The 17,953-nt window shown below is 62.3% G+C and carries 14 protein-coding genes; 8 read left to right on the top strand and 6 right to left on the bottom strand.

From position 1 onward, the window contains the following. Positions 1-421: 421 nt before the first annotated feature. From ACT9T4_RS02740 to aguA, 5 genes are all read left to right on the top strand, one after another. On the top strand, positions 422-1,801 hold the full coding sequence (locus tag ACT9T4_RS02740) for a glutamine synthetase family protein (protein WP_042552410.1): 1,380 nt from the start codon (positions 422-424) through the stop codon (positions 1,799-1,801). A gap of 132 nt (positions 1,802-1,933) precedes the next feature. Then, positions 1,934-2,998, top strand: coding sequence for a polyamine ABC transporter substrate-binding protein (locus ACT9T4_RS02735; protein WP_499115397.1), 1,065 nt, complete (start codon positions 1,934-1,936; stop codon positions 2,996-2,998). After that, complete coding sequence (locus ACT9T4_RS02730; RefSeq protein ID WP_499115395.1) at positions 2,999-3,622, top strand: TetR/AcrR family transcriptional regulator; 624 nt, start codon at positions 2,999-3,001, stop codon at positions 3,620-3,622. Between the two features lie 294 nt (positions 3,623-3,916). Then, positions 3,917-4,795: an N-carbamoylputrescine amidase gene (gene aguB, locus ACT9T4_RS02725; RefSeq protein WP_042552413.1), complete on the top strand. Its 879-nt coding sequence runs from the start codon at positions 3,917-3,919 to the stop codon at positions 4,793-4,795. 44 nt (positions 4,796-4,839) lie between these two features. Next, on the top strand, positions 4,840-5,949 hold the full coding sequence (aguA, locus tag ACT9T4_RS02720; protein WP_499115393.1) for an agmatine deiminase: 1,110 nt from the start codon (positions 4,840-4,842) through the stop codon (positions 5,947-5,949). Positions 5,950-6,045: 96 nt separating this feature from the next. On the opposite strand, the gene ACT9T4_RS02715 is transcribed toward aguA, so the two are convergent. From ACT9T4_RS02715 to desA, 3 genes are all read right to left on the bottom strand, one after another. After that, complete coding sequence (locus ACT9T4_RS02715) at positions 6,046-7,419, bottom strand: OprD family porin (RefSeq protein ID WP_042552415.1); 1,374 nt, start codon at positions 7,417-7,419, stop codon at positions 6,046-6,048. A 431-nt stretch (positions 7,420-7,850) separates the two neighbouring features. Beyond that, positions 7,851-8,816: a GGDEF domain-containing protein gene (locus ACT9T4_RS02710; protein ID WP_042552416.1), complete on the bottom strand. Its 966-nt coding sequence runs from the start codon at positions 8,814-8,816 to the stop codon at positions 7,851-7,853. Between the two features lie 156 nt (positions 8,817-8,972). Further along, a complete protein-coding gene (desA, locus tag ACT9T4_RS02705) occupies positions 8,973-10,157 on the bottom strand; it encodes a delta-9 fatty acid desaturase DesA (protein ID WP_179540146.1) in 1,185 nt (394 codons plus the stop codon). 163 nt (positions 10,158-10,320) lie between these two features. Here desA and dibA point away from each other — a divergent pair, with 163 nt between their 5' ends. Continuing rightward, positions 10,321-12,582, top strand: coding sequence for a phosphodiesterase DibA (dibA, locus tag ACT9T4_RS02700; protein ID WP_042552418.1), 2,262 nt, complete (start codon positions 10,321-10,323; stop codon positions 12,580-12,582). Between the two features lie 79 nt (positions 12,583-12,661). Here dibA and ACT9T4_RS02695 read toward each other — a convergent pair whose 3' ends face one another. Beyond that, positions 12,662-13,339, bottom strand: a complete 678-nt coding sequence (locus tag ACT9T4_RS02695) for a glutathione S-transferase N-terminal domain-containing protein (protein ID WP_179539665.1) — start codon at positions 13,337-13,339, stop codon at positions 12,662-12,664. Between the two features lie 278 nt (positions 13,340-13,617). Here ACT9T4_RS02695 and yccS point away from each other — a divergent pair, with 278 nt between their 5' ends. Together yccS and ACT9T4_RS02685 are read left to right on the top strand one after the other, a co-directional pair. Further along, complete coding sequence (yccS, locus tag ACT9T4_RS02690; RefSeq protein WP_042552420.1) at positions 13,618-15,801, top strand: YccS family putative transporter; 2,184 nt, start codon at positions 13,618-13,620, stop codon at positions 15,799-15,801. Then, positions 15,801-16,283, top strand: coding sequence for a GreA/GreB family elongation factor (locus ACT9T4_RS02685; RefSeq protein ID WP_042552421.1), 483 nt, complete (start codon positions 15,801-15,803; stop codon positions 16,281-16,283). Before yccS ends, ACT9T4_RS02685 begins: the two co-directional genes overlap by 1 nt. A 15-nt stretch (positions 16,284-16,298) precedes the next feature. On the opposite strand, the gene ACT9T4_RS02680 is transcribed toward ACT9T4_RS02685, so the two are convergent. Continuing rightward, the gene (locus tag ACT9T4_RS02680) at positions 16,299-16,805 is read right to left on the bottom strand and encodes a M48 metallopeptidase family protein (RefSeq protein ID WP_042552422.1); all 507 of its coding nucleotides are present in this window, start codon (positions 16,803-16,805) and stop codon (positions 16,299-16,301) included. A gap of 42 nt (positions 16,806-16,847) precedes the next feature. Next, positions 16,848-17,915 carry a PQQ-dependent sugar dehydrogenase gene (locus ACT9T4_RS02675; protein ID WP_499115565.1) on the bottom strand — a complete coding sequence of 356 codons (1,068 nt, stop codon included), beginning with the start codon at positions 17,913-17,915 and terminating at the stop codon, positions 16,848-16,850. Positions 17,916-17,953 lie beyond the last annotated feature (38 nt).

The following is a 17,953-nucleotide window of genomic DNA, read 5'->3' as shown; positions in this document are numbered from 1 at the left end:
CGAGCGAACCGTACTGCGCCGTTCGAGCCACGCAGCGAATGGCGGACGATCGTCGCCCAACAGGCATGGCTGCCAGCGGCCGCCCCCGGGTACGCCCCGGACTGCGCGGCACGAGCAATGACGCTGGAGAGCGACATGCGAATCATGAAACACCCGTATTGTTGGATTATCTGGGCTTTTCCCGAGCTTATCCTTGTTCATTTTTTTATACAACACGACAACATTCACTCAACGCCTGGCATTGCTCACGACCAAAACGGTGCAAAACTTTGGCGTCGAAATGCCCTGAAACGCCCTAAAAATGGCCACAACGCTCTTATTTAGGGCAGCATCGGCTTGCCTTGACAGCATCTGGCGTTTGGGATTGACTCCCGGTGTGTCAGTAATTGATTGATATTTTTAACAACATAGGTGTTGCATCATGTCGGTACCCCCGCGTGCCGTTCAGCTCAATGAAGCGAACGCGTTCCTCAAGGAACATCCTGAGGTTCAGTTCGTCGACCTTCTGATTGCAGATATGAATGGCGTGGTGCGCGGCAAGCGCATCGAACGCGCCAGCCTCCACAAGGTGTATGAAAAGGGCATCAACCTGCCCGCTTCGCTGTTCGCCCTGGACATCAACGGCGCCACCGTGGAAAGCACCGGCCTCGGCCTGGACATCGGCGATGCCGACCGTATCTGCTTCCCCATCCCCGATACCCTGTGCAAGGAACCCTGGCAGAAGCGCCCAACCGCGCAACTGCTGATGACCATGCACGAACTGGACGGCAACCCTTTCTTCGCCGACCCCCGTGAGGTATTGCGCCAGGTGGTACAGAAGTTCGACGAACTCGGCCTGACCATTTGCGCGGCCTTCGAACTGGAGTTCTACCTGATCGACCAGGAGAACGTGAACGGCCGTCCACAACCACCGCGCTCGCCGATCTCCGGCAAGCGCCCGCACTCGACGCAGGTCTACCTGATCGATGACCTCGACGAGTACGTCGACTGCCTGCAGGACATGCTCGAAGCCGCCAAGGAGCAGGATCTGCCGGCCGATGCCATCGTCAAGGAAAGCGCCCCGGCGCAGTTCGAGGTCAACCTGCATCACACCAAGGATGCCCTCAAAGCCTGCGACCACGCGCTGCTGCTCAAGCGCCTGATCAAGAACATCGCCTACGACCACGAGATGGACTCGACCTTCATGGCCAAGCCCTATCCGGGCCAGGCGGGCAACGGCCTGCACGTGCACATCTCGCTGCTCGACAAGAAGACCGGCGAAAACATCTTCGCCACCGAAGACCCGGAACAGCATGCCCCGCTGCGCCATGCCATCGCCGGCATCCTGGAAACCATGCCGGCTTCGATGGCCTTCCTGTGCCCGAACGTCAACTCGTACCGCCGCTTCGGCGCCCAGTTCTACGTGCCGAACGCGCCGAGCTGGGGCCTGGACAACCGTACCGTGGCGGTACGCGTGCCCACCGGCAGCAGCGACGCCATCCGCATCGAGCACCGTGTGGCCGGCGCCGATGCCAACCCGTACCTGATGATGGCGTCGATCCTCGCCGGCATTCACCACGGCCTGACCAACCAGTTGGAGCCGGGCGAGCCGATCGAGGGCAACTCCTACGAGCAGTTGGAGCAGAGCCTGCCGAACAACCTGCGCGACGCCCTGCGTGAGCTGGACGACAGCGAGGTACTGAACAAGTACATCAGTCCGGATTACATCGACATCTTCGTCGCCTGCAAGGAGGCGGAGCTGCAGGAGTTCGAGACGACCATTTCCGACCTCGAGTACAACTGGTATCTGCACACCGTGTAGGGTCTGGAACGCCGGCAACCGCCGGCGTTTTTCTACCAAGCCCCATTCCAGAGCCATCGAATGGCTAAAGGCCATTGACGCCGCCGCACGGCGCCCGCCTAATCGGCGTCATTGCCAACCAGGATGACTGCAATGATCCGTCGTTTCGCCCCCCTGTTACTGGCCCTCAGCCCGCTCTTCTCAACGGCTGCAGATGGCGACAGCATTCGCGTCTACAACTGGAACGATTACATCGCCCCCGAGGTGCTGGAACGTTTTCAGAGAGAAACCGGTATCGCCGTCGACTACCGTACGTTCAGCACCGCCGAAGAACTCGACGCCGTGCTGGCCAGCGGCGAGCCTGTCGATATTGCCGTGCCCTCGCACAACAACCTGCCCGCACTGCTCGCAGCTGGCCGCCTGCAACCGCTGGACTTCAGCAAGCTGCCCAATCGCAAGCACCTGGACAGGGAGTTGCTGACCAAGCTCGCAGCGGTCGACGCCGACAACCTTCATGCGGTGCCATACCTGTGGGGCGCCGTAGGCCTGGCGATCAACCAGCCCAAGGCTGAAGCGGCGTATGGCGGGCCGTTGCCACAAAGCTGGAGCCTGCTGTTCGACCCGGCGCAGAGCGCCCGCTTGAAAAGCTGTGGCGTCAGCACCCTGGACGCGCCGGAAGAAGTGATGTCGGTACTGTTCAACTATCAGGGCCGTAGCCTCGCCCGTGCAGCCCCCGCCCGTATCAAGCGTGCAGGCGAACTGCTGCAGCAGGTGCGTGCGAACCTGCGCTACGTGGACAGCGAGCGCTATATCGACGACCTCGACAACGGCAACCTGTGCATGGCGCTGGCCTGGGTCGGTGACGCCTTGGGTGCAGCCAGAAATGGCCAACCGGTCAAATTCGTGATCCCAGAAGAAGGCTCGGTGCTGTTCATCGACAATCTGGTGATTCCGAGCAACGCCCCTCATCCGGACCTGGCCCACAGATTCATCGACTACCTGATGCGCCCGGAAGTCGCCGCGCAGATCACTCGTGAAACCCTCTACCCCAGCGGTAACGCCGATGCCCGCCAGTTTCTCGACAGCAGCCTGAGCAATGAACCGGCGCTCTATCCGGACACCGAGCTGAAACGCCGCCTGCATGTGCTGGAAACACTGCCAGCCAAACAGACCGAAGTGCGTGAAGCGGTGTGGAAGCGCTTTCGTGACGGTGCCTGAATGAGCGCACGCAAACCCCGCGCCAGCAGCCAGGCGCGCATCGAACTGATTCTCGCGGCAGCCCGCACCCTGCTGGCAGAACAGGGCGTCGCGGCCCTGTCGATCTATACCGTTGCCGAGCGCGCCGCCATCGCGCCCTCTTCGGTCTACCATTTCTTTCCCAGCGTCCCTGCTCTGCTGCAGGCGCTGACTGCCGACGTGCATGGCGCCTTCCGTGCATGCCTGCAGGAGCCCATCGACGCCACGACACTGCAAGGCTGGCGCGACCTCTCGCGCATCGTCGAACAGCGCATGCTGACGATCTACGCCAATGACGCTGCCGCGCGGCAGTTGATCCTCGCCCAGCATGGACTGAGCGAGGTGACCCAGGCAGATCGTCAGCACGACATCGAACTCGGCAAGCAGATGCAGGCACTGTTCGAACGGCATTTCGAGCTGCCTTCCCTGCCGGAGGATATCGACGTATTCACCCTGGCGATGGAACTGGGCGATCGCGTCTATGCCCGCTCCATACAGCAGCATGGCCACATCACCCCGCGTCTCGGCGAAGAGGGTATGCGTGTGTTCGATGCCTACCTGAGCCTGTACCTGCCGCCCTATCTACGCAAACGAACGACGGCCTGACCCCCATCGCGAAAGGAGGCGACCTAGCGAGCACCTCATCAGGCGCCCGCGCAGCGTTCGCCAGCCCTCTCGCCCAGACCGGGGGTGAAGAGATGGACGACCAATAAAAAACAGATACTTATCCGCAAAATAATCTATAAAAATATGAGAATTTTATAAAAACCCTATTAATGCGGATTTTTATCGAATATAAACAGCAGGCAGCACTGGAAAGGTTCCAGCGCACTCACCCATCTGTCTCGACACGTCTGCCAAGGTTCCGACCTTGCGAACCGCGTCCTATGGAGGTCGTTCATGTCCCGTTCCGTTACCGTTGCCGCTACCCAGATGGCCTGCTCCTGGGATACTGCAGCGAACATCGCCAACGCCGAAAAGCAGGTACGTGAGGCAGCGGCCAAGGGCGCCCAGATCATTCTGCTGCAGGAACTGTTCGAAACGCCGTACTTCTGCCAGAAGCCCAACCCCGACTATCTGCAGTTGGCCAGGCGGGTCGAAGACAACCCGGCAATCGCGCACTTTCAGAAGATCGCCAGAGAGTTGCAGGTGGTATTGCCGATCAGCATCTATGAACTGGCCGGGCGAGCACGCTTCAACAGCATCGTGGTGATCGATGCCGACGGCAAGAACCTCGGCATTTATCGGAAAAGCCACATCCCGGACGGCCCCGGCTACCACGAGAAGTACTATTTCAATCCCGGCGACACCGGTTTCAAGGTATGGGACACCCGCTACGCCAGGATCGGCGTGGGCATCTGCTGGGATCAGTGGTTCCCGGAAAGCGCGCGGGCCATGGCCCTGCTGGGCGCGGAGATACTCTTCTACCCGACCGCCATCGGCAGCGAGCCCCACGACGCCAGTATCCTCTCCCGCGATCACTGGCAACGGGTGCAGCAAGGCCACGCCGGCGCCAACCTGATGCCGCTGATCGCCAGCAACCGGATCGGCGTCGAAGAGCAGGATGGCTACAGCATCACGTTCTATGGCTCGTCCTTCATCGCCAATCAGTTCGGCGAAAAGGTCGAAGAACTGAACGAGAGCGAAGAAGGTGTACGGGTGCACAGCTTCGATCTCGACCAACTGGAGCAGGTGCGCAGCGCCTGGGGCACTTTCCGTGATCGCCGCGCGGATCTCTACGGCCCGCTGAAAACCCTGGATGGCACCCTGGCCTCCTGATCCTGTCCTCTTTTATCGACCGACTTCCGCTACGGAGCAATGCCATGACCACCCTCACCTCCACACCACGCGCCGATGGCTTTCGCATGCCAGCTGAATGGGAGCCCCACAGCCAGACCTGGATGGTCTGGCCAGAGAGGCCGGACAACTGGCGCCTGGGCGGCAAGCCAGCACAGCATGCGTTCACTGCCGTGGCCAGGGCCATCGCAGAATTCGAGCCAGTGACCGTCTGCGTTTCCGCCGGACAATACGAGAATGCCAGCGCGCACCTGCAGCACGAGCGCATTCGGGTGGTGGAAATGACTACCGATGACGCTTGGGTACGCGACACCGGTCCGACCTTCGTGACCAGCACGAATGGCGAGTTGCGGGGGGTCGACTGGGGCTTCAACGCCTGGGGCGGCTTCGAGGGCGGCCTGTACTTCCCCTGGCTGCGCGATGACCAGGTGGCCAGCAAGATTCTCGGCCTGGAAGGCCGCGATCGTTATCGTACCGAGGGCTTCGTGCTCGAAGGCGGCTCGATCCATGTCGACGGCGAGGGCACGCTGATCACCACCGAAGAGTGTCTGCTCAACCACAACCGCAACCCGCACCTGAACCGCGAGCAAATCGAAGCCGTGCTGGCCGATCACCTGGCCATCGACACCGTCATCTGGCTGCCGGACGGCCTGTTCAACGACGAGACCGACGGCCACGTCGACAATTTCTGCTGCTACGTACGCCCGGGCGAAGTGCTACTGGCCTGGACCGACGACCAGCAAAACCCCAATTACCCACGCTGCCAGGCGGCCCTGCGCGTGCTGGAGAACACCCGCGACGCCAAGGGCCGCGCCCTGACCGTACACAAGATGCCGATCCCAGGCCCGCTTTATGCGAGCGAAGAAGAATGCGCCGGAGTCGACCGCGTACTGGGTAGCCAGGAACGCAGCCCGGATGTGCGCCTGGCCGGATCCTACGTGAACTTCCTGATCGTCAACGGCGGCATCGTCGCGCCGAGTTTCGATGATCCCAAGGATCAGGAAGCCAAAGCCATCCTCGAGCGCCTGTTCCCCGAGCACCGTGTGGTCATGGTCCCGGGCCGCGAGATCCTGCTGGGCGGCGGCAACATTCACTGCATCACGCAGCAGCAACCGGCAGTCCGGAGCGCGGGCTGACGGCTACTCTCGGCGCCCAGACAAGCAAAAGCCCGGAACCAGTCCGGGCTTTTGCTTCGAGACGAGCCGCCGCGTGGTGCGGCTCGGCATTGCGGCTTAGAGCAGCGGGATGCTGTAGCTGACGATCAGGCGGTTCTGATCGGCATCGGCGTTCGCCACTTCGGAACGCAGCGAAGCGTTACGCCAGGCGAAACCAAGGCCTTTCATGGCGCCGTCCTGCAGCACGTAGCTGACGGTCAGGTCGCGTTCCCACTCTTTCAGGTCGCCAGTGGCCGACTTTATGTTGTCGCCTTTCATGTACAGCACGTTGGCAGTCAGGCCAGGAACGCCGATCTTGCCGAAGTCGTAGCCGTACTGGGTGATCCAGGTGCGCTCGCCAGCACGACCGAAGTTGGTGATCTGACGGTCGGTGATCAGGTAGGTGGTGGAACCGCCCTGGCCTGGGATCGAACCCTGGTTCAACTGGATGAAGTTGCTGTCACCGGAAACCTGCTGGTAACCGGCGCTCAGCGCATGGCCTTCCAGGCTGTAGGTGAAGAACGCGCTCCAGGTGCGGTTGTCCACTTCGCCGAAGCTGGAGTTGGTGTTACCACCATTCCAGAAGCCTGAGCCACGGTAGCCGTCAGCACGACCGGCAGCACTGCCGTTCTTGCCGTCGGAGCCGGTGTCGAAGTAACGCAGGTCGGACTTCAGCGAGCCGGCACCCAGTGCCAGGGTGTGGGTCAGGCCCAGGAAGTGCTGCTTGTAGAAATCGTCCAGATTGCCGTAGTAGTACTGAACCAGCAGATCCTTGTTGATCTTGTAGTCGGCACCAGCGTAATAGAACTTGTTGCTGTCCGCGCCAACGCCTGCACCGGCAATGGCCAGCGAATCGGCATTGCTCGAGGTACGACCTTTGGCGTGCTCCAGCTGACCGGCAACCAGCGTCAGGTTGTCGATTTCATTGGAGGTGATCTGCGCGCCTTCGAAGGTCTGCGGGATCAGACGACCGTCGTTGAAGGTCACGACTGGCAGCTTCGGCTGCAGGGTACCGACATGCGCCACGGTCTTGGAGACGCGAATCTTGCCGGTCAGACCCAGGCTGCTGAACTCGTCACGGGCACTGCCATCGCTTTCCAGCGGGAACAGTGCGCTAGGAGTACGGGACTGGCCAACCTTACCGCCACGACCGCCGCCATCCAGACGTACGCCCAGCAGACCCAGCGCATCCACACCCACGCCGACGGTGCCTTCGGTGAAGCCCGACTGCAGGTTCAGCTGGAACGCCTGGCCCCACTCACGCACCTGACCGCTGTGGGCGTTGGCAACACCGACTTCACCCTGGCTTTCACGGTTGTCGTTGTCGAAATAGAAGTTACGCAGATCCAGTTTGGCGGTGCTGTCTTCGATAAAGGCAGCGTTTGCGACGTTGCCCAGGGTCAGACCCAGAGTGCCGGCGGCTACGGCCAGCGCCAGGGAAGCTTTTTTCATCGTGATCTCTCCAGTGTCTTTTCTTTTATTGGTGCAACACATCGGTCTGATGGGCGATGCCGCCAGGGGCTCAAAATCAGCCGAATTCAGGGCACGACCGTCGGTTACCAGGCAGCCAGACTGACGCCACAGGTAGTTTCAACGGCAGCACGAATGCGCTCAGGAATGAAGATGTATCGGTTGGAACTGAAGACGAAGGCGAAGGAAAAACGGCATCGTTCGATTCTCTGCATTGTTATTGTCGGCCACAGTCGGGCCGTTGCTGATGAATCTAGCACAGCAGGTTGCGTGCCATGGACGACTAAAGTCGCATAACACTCAACATTTCAATATGTTGCCAATAATGGCAAGAGAACCAGCGGTCACTCACGCACCAAAATGAGCGATTAACCGCCGATTGAGAGACAGAATAAGGCGGTTTTCCGCCAAATTCAGCTGGTGACGATCTGATTCTTGCCCTGGCGTTTGGCCTGATACATGGCGGCATCCGCCCGCGCGTAGAGCACATCGAGGCCTGGATCACCACTGCGCAGCGAGGTCAGCCCCTGACTGACGGTGATGCCGAAGGCGTGCCCCTCATGATTGAAGGCCAGACGCTGAATTTCACGCTGCAGGCGCTGGGCGATCTGCGCTGCCAGCTCCGGCTCACAGCCCGGGAACAGTGCGGCGAACTCTTCTCCGCCAATACGCCCGAACAGATCGCCGCGGCGCAGCACCGAACTGGCGCAGTTAGCCAGTTGCTGGAGCACCTGATCCCCGACCTGGTGACCATAATTGTCATTTATGTGCTTGAAGTCGTCGAGGTCCAGCAGCAGGAATGCCAGGGGCTGCCCCTGATCGCGGGCCAGTTCGAATTCGCTCTGCGCACACTCGAAGAAGTGCCGGCGGTTGCTGCTCTGGGTCAGCACGTCGGTGGTGGCCAGGCGATGCAGCTCGCCTTCCAGCTGCTTCTTCTCGGTGATGTCTTCAGCGATACCGAAAATGATCGGCGAAGCCAGGCTGTCACTGTGGCGGCCGATGAAGCACTTGTCACTGAGCCAACGGATTTCGCCATCGGCCCTGATGATCCGGTACTCGCGGGCTTCCACTGCACCGGTTTCCAGCACCTTGGCCATGCTCTCGGCGGCAAACTCCAGGTCATCGGGGTAGATGCTGTTGAGCCATTCGCCGTAGTCGGCAAGCAGCAGCCCAGCCGAACGCCCGAAGATCAGCTCGTAAGCCGGGCTGACGTAGGTGATTTGCTGAGACTCCCAATCGAATGCCCAGAGCACTGCGTTGACGCTGCCCAGCAAGGTACTGAACAACTGCTCGCGCTCACGCAAGCGGGTGCCTTCCGCGCGGCTGTGCAGCAGCGCGAGGGTCAGCTCTTCCAGGTCGATAGTGCCAAGTTCATCCATATACCGATCCAGAGCAGGGCCTTTTGATTGCGGTGGGGCTGCCGAACAGGATCAAAAAAGCCCGCCTAACGGCGGGCTTCCTGTGGCAACCGGGTCAATGCTATGACCCTGGGGGCTCTGAGCGGTTCACAACTGCGTGTGCGAATGAGTGCCAGGTCACACTGTGGCAGGTCGCAACGAGTAGGTTTTGAGCTGCTCGGCGAAATCGCGAAGGGACTGAATGCCACTGGCTTCGGCATCCTGTACCCAATGCTTCATCGCCTCGAGCATGTCGTGACCATTGGCACTGGTCTTGGCCCAGATCTGCTGCAGCGCCAGGCGCTTCTCGTAGATGACCTTGAGCGCCTGACTGTGCGCCAGCATGGCATCGATATGGACCTGCTGCTTGTCCTGCAGCAGGCTCGGCTCCCGCGACAACAGGCGCTTGGCGCGGCGGAACTGATGTCGGACCGACTCGTCGGCCTTGGCCAGTTCCTGCTTGACCAGCGGGCCGATCACCAACTTGCGGTACTGGGCCATGATCTGGAAGCGGTTGTTGAGAATCGCCATGGCGGTGTCCATATCCAGAATGCCCTTGCCAGGCACCCGATGCGCGATCGGCGCGACACGCTGCACCTTGGCCAGACGCAGGAAGCTGAACAGGCGTATCCACGCCCACCCCATGTCGAACTCCCAGCGCTTGACCGACAGCTTGGCCGAATTGGGATAGGTGTGGTGGTTGTTGTGCAACTCTTCGCCGCCAACGATGATGCCCCAGGGCACCAGATTGGTGGCCGCGTCGCGGCACTCGAAATTGCGGTAGCCGACCGCATGGCCAAGGCCGTTGATGACGCCTGCGGCCCAGAACGGAATCCACATCATCTGGATCGCCCAGACAGTGAGACCCAGTGCGCCGAACAGCGCCACATCGATGATCATCATCAGAGCGATGCCACCCATGGGGAAGCGCGAGTAGACCTTGCGTTCGACCCAGTCATCCGGGCAGTTCTTGCCATAGATACGCAGGGTGTCCTGATTCTTCGCCTCTTCGGCGTACAATTCGGCACCTTTGCGCATGACCGTGCCCAGCCCTTTGACCACTGGGCTGTGGGGGTCTTCAGCGGTTTCGCACTTGGCGTGGTGCTTGCGATGGATGGCCGTCCACTCGCGGGTGTTCATGGCGGTGGTCAGCCACAGCCAGAAACGGAAGAAATGCTTGAGCGCAGGATGCAGCTCCAGGGAGCGGTGCGCCGAGTAACGATGCAGATAGACCGTTACGCTGACGATGGTGACGTGGGTCATCAGCAAGGTGACGATGATGAGTTGCCAGACCGACAGGTCGAGTAAACCGTTGTACCACATGGGCAGGGGTACCTCTTGCAGGGAAAGACGCGTGCGGCCGACAGACCGCTTACGCATTATCGCCCTCATCGAGTGGAAAACCACTTGGTCTTTTGGCTGAGGATGTTACAACGGTGGCACCAAGCGTCGCCCCTACCCGCAACAAAGAACCGAATCACCCGTTATGAGTACTCGCCAAGGCGCATTGCGCCTGACTTTGAACTACCTGCTGGCAGCCGGGCTGTGGATCGTCTTCAGCGATCTGCTGCTGGCATCGCTGGGCCTGACTGTCCGACAGACGGAGCAGATTCAGGTCTGGAAAGGCCTGATCTTCGTGCTGCTGACCAGCGTCCTGCTCTACGTGACCATACGCCGTCACCTCGAGCGGCAGGCGCGTATCGGCACGGCCCTGCACGCCAGCGAAGAGCGCCTCAGCCTGGCCCTGTCGGCGACCGAAGATGGTCTCTGGGATTGGGATCTGCGTAACCAGAGCGTCTTCTACTCGGCCGGCTATCACGCACTGCTGGGCATGAAGGATGGCGAACTGAGCGCTGATCGCGACCAGTGGATGCAACTGCTGCATCCTGACGACAGACCGCATTACCAGCGCGTTCTCGCCGATATCATGCAGGCGACCAGCGATACCTCGTACGAGAACACCTACCGCCTGCGCCATCGAGACGGCAGCTATCGCTGGGTGCTATCCCACGGCCGCCTGCAGCTGGACGCCCAGGGTAGACCGGAACGCTTCATCGGCACCGTAAGGGATATCACCCAGCGACGCGCCGACGCCGAGAGCCTGCGCCAGGCCGCTGCGGTTTTCGAAGCCACCCAGGAGGGTGTGCTGGTCACCGATGCACGGCAGAACATCGTGCACATCAACCCGGCGTTCAGCCGGATCACCGGTTACAGCGAAGCGGAAATCCTCGGCAAGCACCCGACACTGCTGAAGTCCGGCCGCCACGACGCCGCCTTCTACCAGCATCTCTGGCATACCCTGCAGACCCAGGGCACCTGGAGTGGTGAAGTCTGGAACCGTCGCAAGAACGGTGAAATCTACCCGCAGTGGCAGTGCATCCGCGCCATCCACGATGACAACGGCCTGCTCGGCCACTATGTCGCGGTATTCTCCGACATCACCGTCCTTAAGCATTCCCAGCACGAACTGGACCACCTCGCCCACCACGATCCACTGAGCAATCTGCCCAATCGCCTGCTCTTCACCGAACGTGTCGAGCATGCGCTGGAGCGAGCACAGAGCGAAGCGGACAGAGGCGCGGTACTGGTGGTCGACCTGGACCACTTCAAGCACATCAACGAGAGCCTGGGCCACAACGTCGGTGACCTGCTGCTCAAGGCCACCGGCGAACGCCTGGCCAGCCAGCTCGGCAAAGGCACCACACTGGCGCGCCTGGGCGGCGACGAGTTCGGCCTGCTTAGTGAAGACTGCACGCAGGCCGAGCAGGCCGCTCACCTGGCGCAACGCCTGATCGACTGTCTCAACGAGCCCTTCATCCTCGATGGACAGGAGCTGTTCATCTCCGCCAGCGTTGGTATCTGCCTGTATCCGGATGACGCGCAAACCGTCGAACAGGTGCTGCGCAACGTGGACTCCGCCCTGTTCAAGGCCAAGAGCAGCGGCCGCGAAGGGTTCGCCTTCTATGACCAGGAACAGACCGAATACGCCCGGCACCGTGTGGAACTGGTCGCCGGCATGCGCCATGCGCTCGACAACGAGGAACTGCGCGTGCATTACCAGCCGCTGCGCTGCCTGACCGACGGGCGCATGATCGGGGTCGAGGCGCTGGTGCGCTGGCAGCATCCGCAGCGCGGCCTGGTACCTCCGGGCGAGTTCATTCCGATCGCCGAGGACAGCGGCATGATCAGCGCCATCGATGCCTGGGTACTCGATCATGCCTGCCGGCAAATGGTCAGTTGGCGTGCAGCGGGAAGCACGCTGCAGTTCGTCGCGGTGAACATTTCCAGTCGCCTGTTCAGCCGTGGTGAACTCGATCAGCGGGTCGCGCAGGTGCTTGCGGACACGGGGCTGCCAGCCCAATGCCTGGAGCTGGAAGTGACCGAGAGCGCGGTGATGGACGACCCGGACCAGGCCCAGGCGCTGCTCGAGCGCTTGCGCAGTCTGGGCGTACGCCTGGCCATCGACGACTTCGGTACCGGTTACAGCTCACTGGCACGCCTCAAGCGCCTGCCAGTGCAAAAGCTCAAACTCGATCAGAGCTTCGTCGCCGGCCTGCCCCATGACAAGGACGACCGAGCGATCACCCGCGCCGTCATCGCCCTCGCTCACAGCATGGAAATGAAAGTGCTCGCCGAAGGCGTTGAGCGCGGTGAACAGCAGGACTACCTGCGCCAGCTCGGCTGCGACTACGCCCAGGGCTACTTCATCGGCCGCCCCGTGCCCGCTGACGTGCTGGAACAGACGTAGCGATGGCTAACCCGAGGAGCCCAGTCGACGGTGCCGGGCTCGCCACGCATGCAGCGCCCGGAGGCGCTGCCAGGCCGGCTCAGAACAGCGCTTTGCGCGCTTCGCTGCTGAGCACGTCTTCGGGGCGCTGGGAAATTGCCTCGGCAACCTGATAGGCGCGCTGCACCGCAGAGCGGTTGCCCATGCGCGCCAGCCAGGCGGCCATGTTGGGGAAATCTTCGAGGCGCTGGCGCTGCAGCTCCCAGCCTTTGGCCCAGGGATAAATGGCGATGTCCGCTATCGAATAATCGCCCGCCACGTATTCCCGCCCCTCGAGCTGACGATCCAGAACCCCGTACAGGCGGGCGGTCTCCTTGACGTAGCGGTCGATGGCGTAAGGAATCTCCTCAGGCGCGAAACGCACGAAGTGATGATTCTGTCCGGCCATCGGCCCCAGGCCGCCCATCTGCCAGTGCAGCCATTGCTGAACCTCGACGCGCAGCCGCGGCTGCAGCGGCATGAACCGCCCGACCTTGTCGGCCAGATACTCGAGAATCGCACCGGACTCGAATACCGAGATCGGCTCACCGCCATCACTGGGGTTGTTGTCGACGATGGCGGGAATCCGGTTGTTCGGCGACAGTTTCAGGAAGTGCGGCTCGAACTGCTGGCCGGCACCGATATTCACCGGGTGTACGTTGTAGTCCAGGCCGCTTTCCTCGAGAAAGATACTGATCTTGTGGCCGTTGGGGGTCGTCCAGTAGTGAAGGTCGATCATGGGGCGCTCCTGTCGATCGGGCTTGCAGCTGCACGGCAGCTGCCGATTGCAATGGGTAGAGCTTGGAGCCGGACCGCCAGCGCAGAGTTCAGGCCCGGTGACCTGCGCGGCCCACACGCCGTCCAGCATGCCTGTCGATGCCGTGACGAGCAGCGATACTTTTAACTTGATGGCGCGAACCGCCTCTCGCCCTGCACACTCCAAGCGAGGCACAATCGAAGCGCCGCATGCCGATGGCTGCGGTTCAGTCCATTCACCCGCGAAGGTCGCCAACCCGGATGTCGTCCCCCTCCCTGCGCCACTCCCTGCGTCGTCTCTGGGCAATGGACAAGTTCAGCTACAGCCTGCGGGTGTTCATCGCCCTGGGTGGCAGCCTGGCGCTGTGCTGGTATCAGGGCTGGATGCACAGCCTGATACCGCTGTTCCTCGGTGTGATCGCCAGTGCCCTGGCGGAAACCGACGACAGTTGGCAGGGCCGTTTGACCGCGCTGCTGGTGACCCTGGGCTGCTTCAGCGCCGCGGCCTATACGGTGGAGTTCCTGTTCCCCTACCCCTGGTTGTTCGTCAGCGCCCTGGCCCTGTCGGCGTTCTCTCTGACCATGCTGGGTGCCCTGGGAGAACGCTTCGCGACGCTTGGCTCGGCGACGCTGATCCTCGCCGTGTACAGCATGATCGGCGTGGAGCAGCGCGGCGGCATCGCCGGGCTGTGGCTGGAGCCGTTGCTGCTGGTCGCCGGCGCCGCCTGGTACGGCGTACTGTCGGTGCTGTGGCACGCCTTGTTCGCCCATCAGCCGGTGCAGCACAGCCTGGCGCGCCTGTTCCGGGAACTGGGCCTGTACCTCAAGCTCAAGGCGGCGCTGTTCGAACCCTTGCGCCAGCTCGACGTGGAAGCCCGCCGCCTGGCTCTCGCCAAGCAGAACGGGCGCGTGGTGGCGGCGCTCAACGCGACCAAGGAAATCATCCTTCATCGGGTCGGCAACGGCCGCCCGGGGCCTAAAGTCAGCCGCTACCTGAAGCTGTACTTTCTCGCCCAGGACATCCACGAGCGCGCCAGCTCTTCGCACTATCCGTACAACGCCCTGGCCGAAGCGTTCTTCCACAGCGACGTGATGTTCCGCTGTCAGCGCCTGCTGCGCCTGCATGGCAAGGCTTGCCACGCCCTGGCCCAGGCCATCGAACTGCGTCAGCCGTTCGAGTATGGCGAGCAGCACGGTCAGGCCCTGGCCGATCTGCAGGCCTCGCTGGAGCACCTGCGCATCCAGAGCAACCCCGCTTGGCGCCACCTGCTGCGCTCGCTCGGCGCCCTGGCGGGCAACCTCGGTACCCTCGACCGCCTGCTGGGCAGCGCCAGCAACCCCGATGCCCTGGCCGAGGAACAGGACAGCTCCCTGCTCGACCGCGAGCCACAATCACTGCGTGACGTATGGGAACGCATCCGCCTGCAGCTCACCCCCACGTCACTGCTGTTCCGTCATGCCCTGCGCCTGTCCATCGCCCTGGCAGCCGGCTACGGCGTGCTGCACTGGATTCATCCGACCCAGGGCTACTGGATTCTGCTGACCACCCTGTTCGTCTGTCAGCCCAACTACGGCGCCACGCGGATGAAGCTGGTGCAGCGCATCATCGGCACCGTGCTCGGCCTGCTGCTGGGCTGGGCGCTGATCGACCTGTTCCCGGCGCCGCTGATCCAGGCGTTCTTCGCCGTCGCAGCCGGCGTGGTGTTCTTCGCCACCCGTTCGAGCCGCTACACCGTGGCGACGGCGGCCATCACCCTGCTGGTGCTGTTCTGCTTCAACCAGGTGGGCGACGGCTACGGGCTGATCCTGCCGCGTCTGTTCGATACCCTGCTCGGCAGCCTGATCGCCGGCCTCGCGGTATTCCTGATCCTGCCGGACTGGCAGGGCCGTCGCCTGAATCGCGTGGTCGCCAACACCCTGAGCTGCAACAGCACCTACCTGAGGCAGATCATTCGCCAGTACGCCGAGGGCAAGCGCGACGACCTCGCCTACCGCCTGGCCCGCCGCAACGCCCACAACGCCGACGCGGCGCTGTCCACCACCCTTGGCAACATGCTCATGGAGCCCGGGCATTTCCGTAAGGAAGCGGATATCGGCTTCCGCTTTCTGGTGCTCTCGCACACCCTGCTCAGCTACCTCTCGGGCCTCGGCGCGCACCGCGGCGAAGCCCTGCTGGCCGACGAGCAGAGCGAGTTGCTGAGTAGCGCCGGGCGCATCGCCGAAAGCCTCGACGAAATCGCTCGCGGCCTCAACGAACAGAGCCCGATAGCCATTCAAAGCGATAGCGAGGAACAGCTGGCCGCCGCCCTGGAGCAGATACCGGAGGAGCTGGAAGACGCGCAGCGGCTGGTACAGACACAGCTGTCACTGATCGCCCGGCAGCTCGCACCATTGCGCACGCTGGCCGTTCACCTGCTGAAGAATCGTCCCAAGGCGACTACATGATGGACAAGCAACCCATCGTCCAGCAGGTCATCGAGCAGTTGTCTGCCGACCTGCTGGCCGCCGAACAGGCGGCGCGGGTCGCCCACGAAACGGCGACCCACGAAGAGAACATCGCAGAAAACAAGTACGACACCCTGGGCCTGGAGGCTGCCTACCTGGCGGCCGGGCAGGCACGCCGGGTGGAAGAAATCGGCCAGAGCCTGCGGGCCTGGCGGCAGTTGCAACTGCGCCCCTACGACGCGGCACTGGGTATCCGCCTTGCCGCTCTGGTACTGCTCGCCGACGACGATGGCCACCAGCAATGGCTGTTTCTCGGCCCCGACGGTGCAGCCATCAAGGTACGCACGGAGCAGCGGGATATCCTCGTACTCAGCCCCAATGCGCCACTGGGCCAGCGCCTGCTGGGACGTCACCCCGGCGACGAGATCGAGCTGAGGATCGCTGGGCGGGTTCAGCGTCACGAGATCATCGAAGCGCACTGACCAACGCACGCGGCCTCAGCCCGGGGTGTTCGTCTGCAGATCGCGCCAGGTCAGGTACAGGCGCAGGTCGAACTCCAGTTGCTGGTAGTCCGGCAGCATGTATTCGCAGAGCTTGTAGAACGCCTTGTTGTGGTCGCTTTCCTTCAGATGCGCCAGTTCGTGCACCACGATCATCTGCAGGAACTGCGGTGCGGCATCGCGAAACAGCGAGGCCACACGAATCTCTTTCTTGGCCTTGAGCTTGCCGCCCTGCACCCGCGAGATGGTGGTATGCAGGCCAAGGGCACGATGGGTCAGGTCGAGGCGATTGTCGAACAGCACCTTGTCGATGGCAGGCGCGTTCTTCAAGTGCTCCTGCTTGAGCGCCATGACGTAGGCGTACAGCGCCTTGTCGCTCTGGATCGCATGGCGCCCCTCGTAACGCTGCGCGAGGTAATCGCCCAGGCGCTCGCCGGCAATCATCTGACGCACCTGCTCCTGCAGCGAGACGGGATAACCCTGGAGATACTTCAGTGGTGTCATGACGGTTCACGGATCAGGGCGGGCTTCGAATTATGCCTCAACCTACAGGGGCACGACCCGCAGCAGCCTGCCCTCGGCGCTGTCGGTAAGCAGGTACAGCGCACCATCAGGCCCGTCGTACACGCCCCGAATGCGCTCTTCGAGCTCTTGAAAGAGTACCTCCTCACCGGCCAGCCGACCCTTGTCCAGGCGTACTCGGCGTACGCTCTGCTCGGCCAGGGTGGAAACGAACAGGTCGCCCTTCCAGTGCGGGAAGCGATCACCGGTGTAGAGCGCCAGACCGGAGGGAGCTACCGACGGTGTCCAGTGCAGCTGCGGCGGCAGATAACCCGGCAACTCGGTAAATGGCGTGACCATGGCGCCGGTGTAATCGACGCCAAAGGAGGTCAGCGGCCAACCATAATTGCCACCGGCTTCGATCAGATTCAGCTCATCGCCGCCCTTGGGACCGTGCTCGTGGCTGTACAGCCGCTTGCGCCTGCTGTCATAGACGATGCCCTGCACGTTGCGGTGTCCCAGGCTGTAGATCTCTTCGGCGGCGCCGGGCTGACCACGCAGGGGGTTGTTCTCGGGGATGCTGCCGTCACGGTTCAGGCGTACCGTCTTGCCGAGGTGATTGGCCGGGTTCTGCGCCTGCTCGCGCCAGTCGAAGCCGTCGCCAAGGGTCAGTACCAGGGTTCCGTCGGGCAGAAAGGCGATCCGACCGCCGTAGTGCGAAGCACCGGCCTTGGCCGGCTGGGCGGTGAACAGCACCTCCAAGTCGCGCAACTCGCCGTCTACCAGGCGAGCGCGGGCCAGTCGCGTGTTATTGGCACCGACATCGCCATGGGCGTAGCTCAGATAGACCCAGGGGTCCTCGGCGAACGCAGGATCCAGCACCACCTCCATCAAGCCTGCCTGGGTGGCGACGAAGGGCATCGGCGTTCCCTTGACGGGTTCGGTCTGTAGCTTGCCCTGGGCATCGATCAGGCGCAGTTGTCCGGTGCGCTCGGTAACCAGCATGCGGCCATCGGGCAGGAAGGCCAGCGACCAGGGATGTTCGAGACCACTGGTGACGGTTTCGATACGGTAATCGGCATGGGCCAGGACACCTGCGCAAAGGCCCAGCATCAGCAGGACAGCTTTCAACGTCACACCCTTGATTCGAG

Source organism: Pseudomonas sp. SZ40, from assembly GCF_052958135.1.
This window is presented reverse-complemented; position numbering and strand designations above follow the sequence as displayed.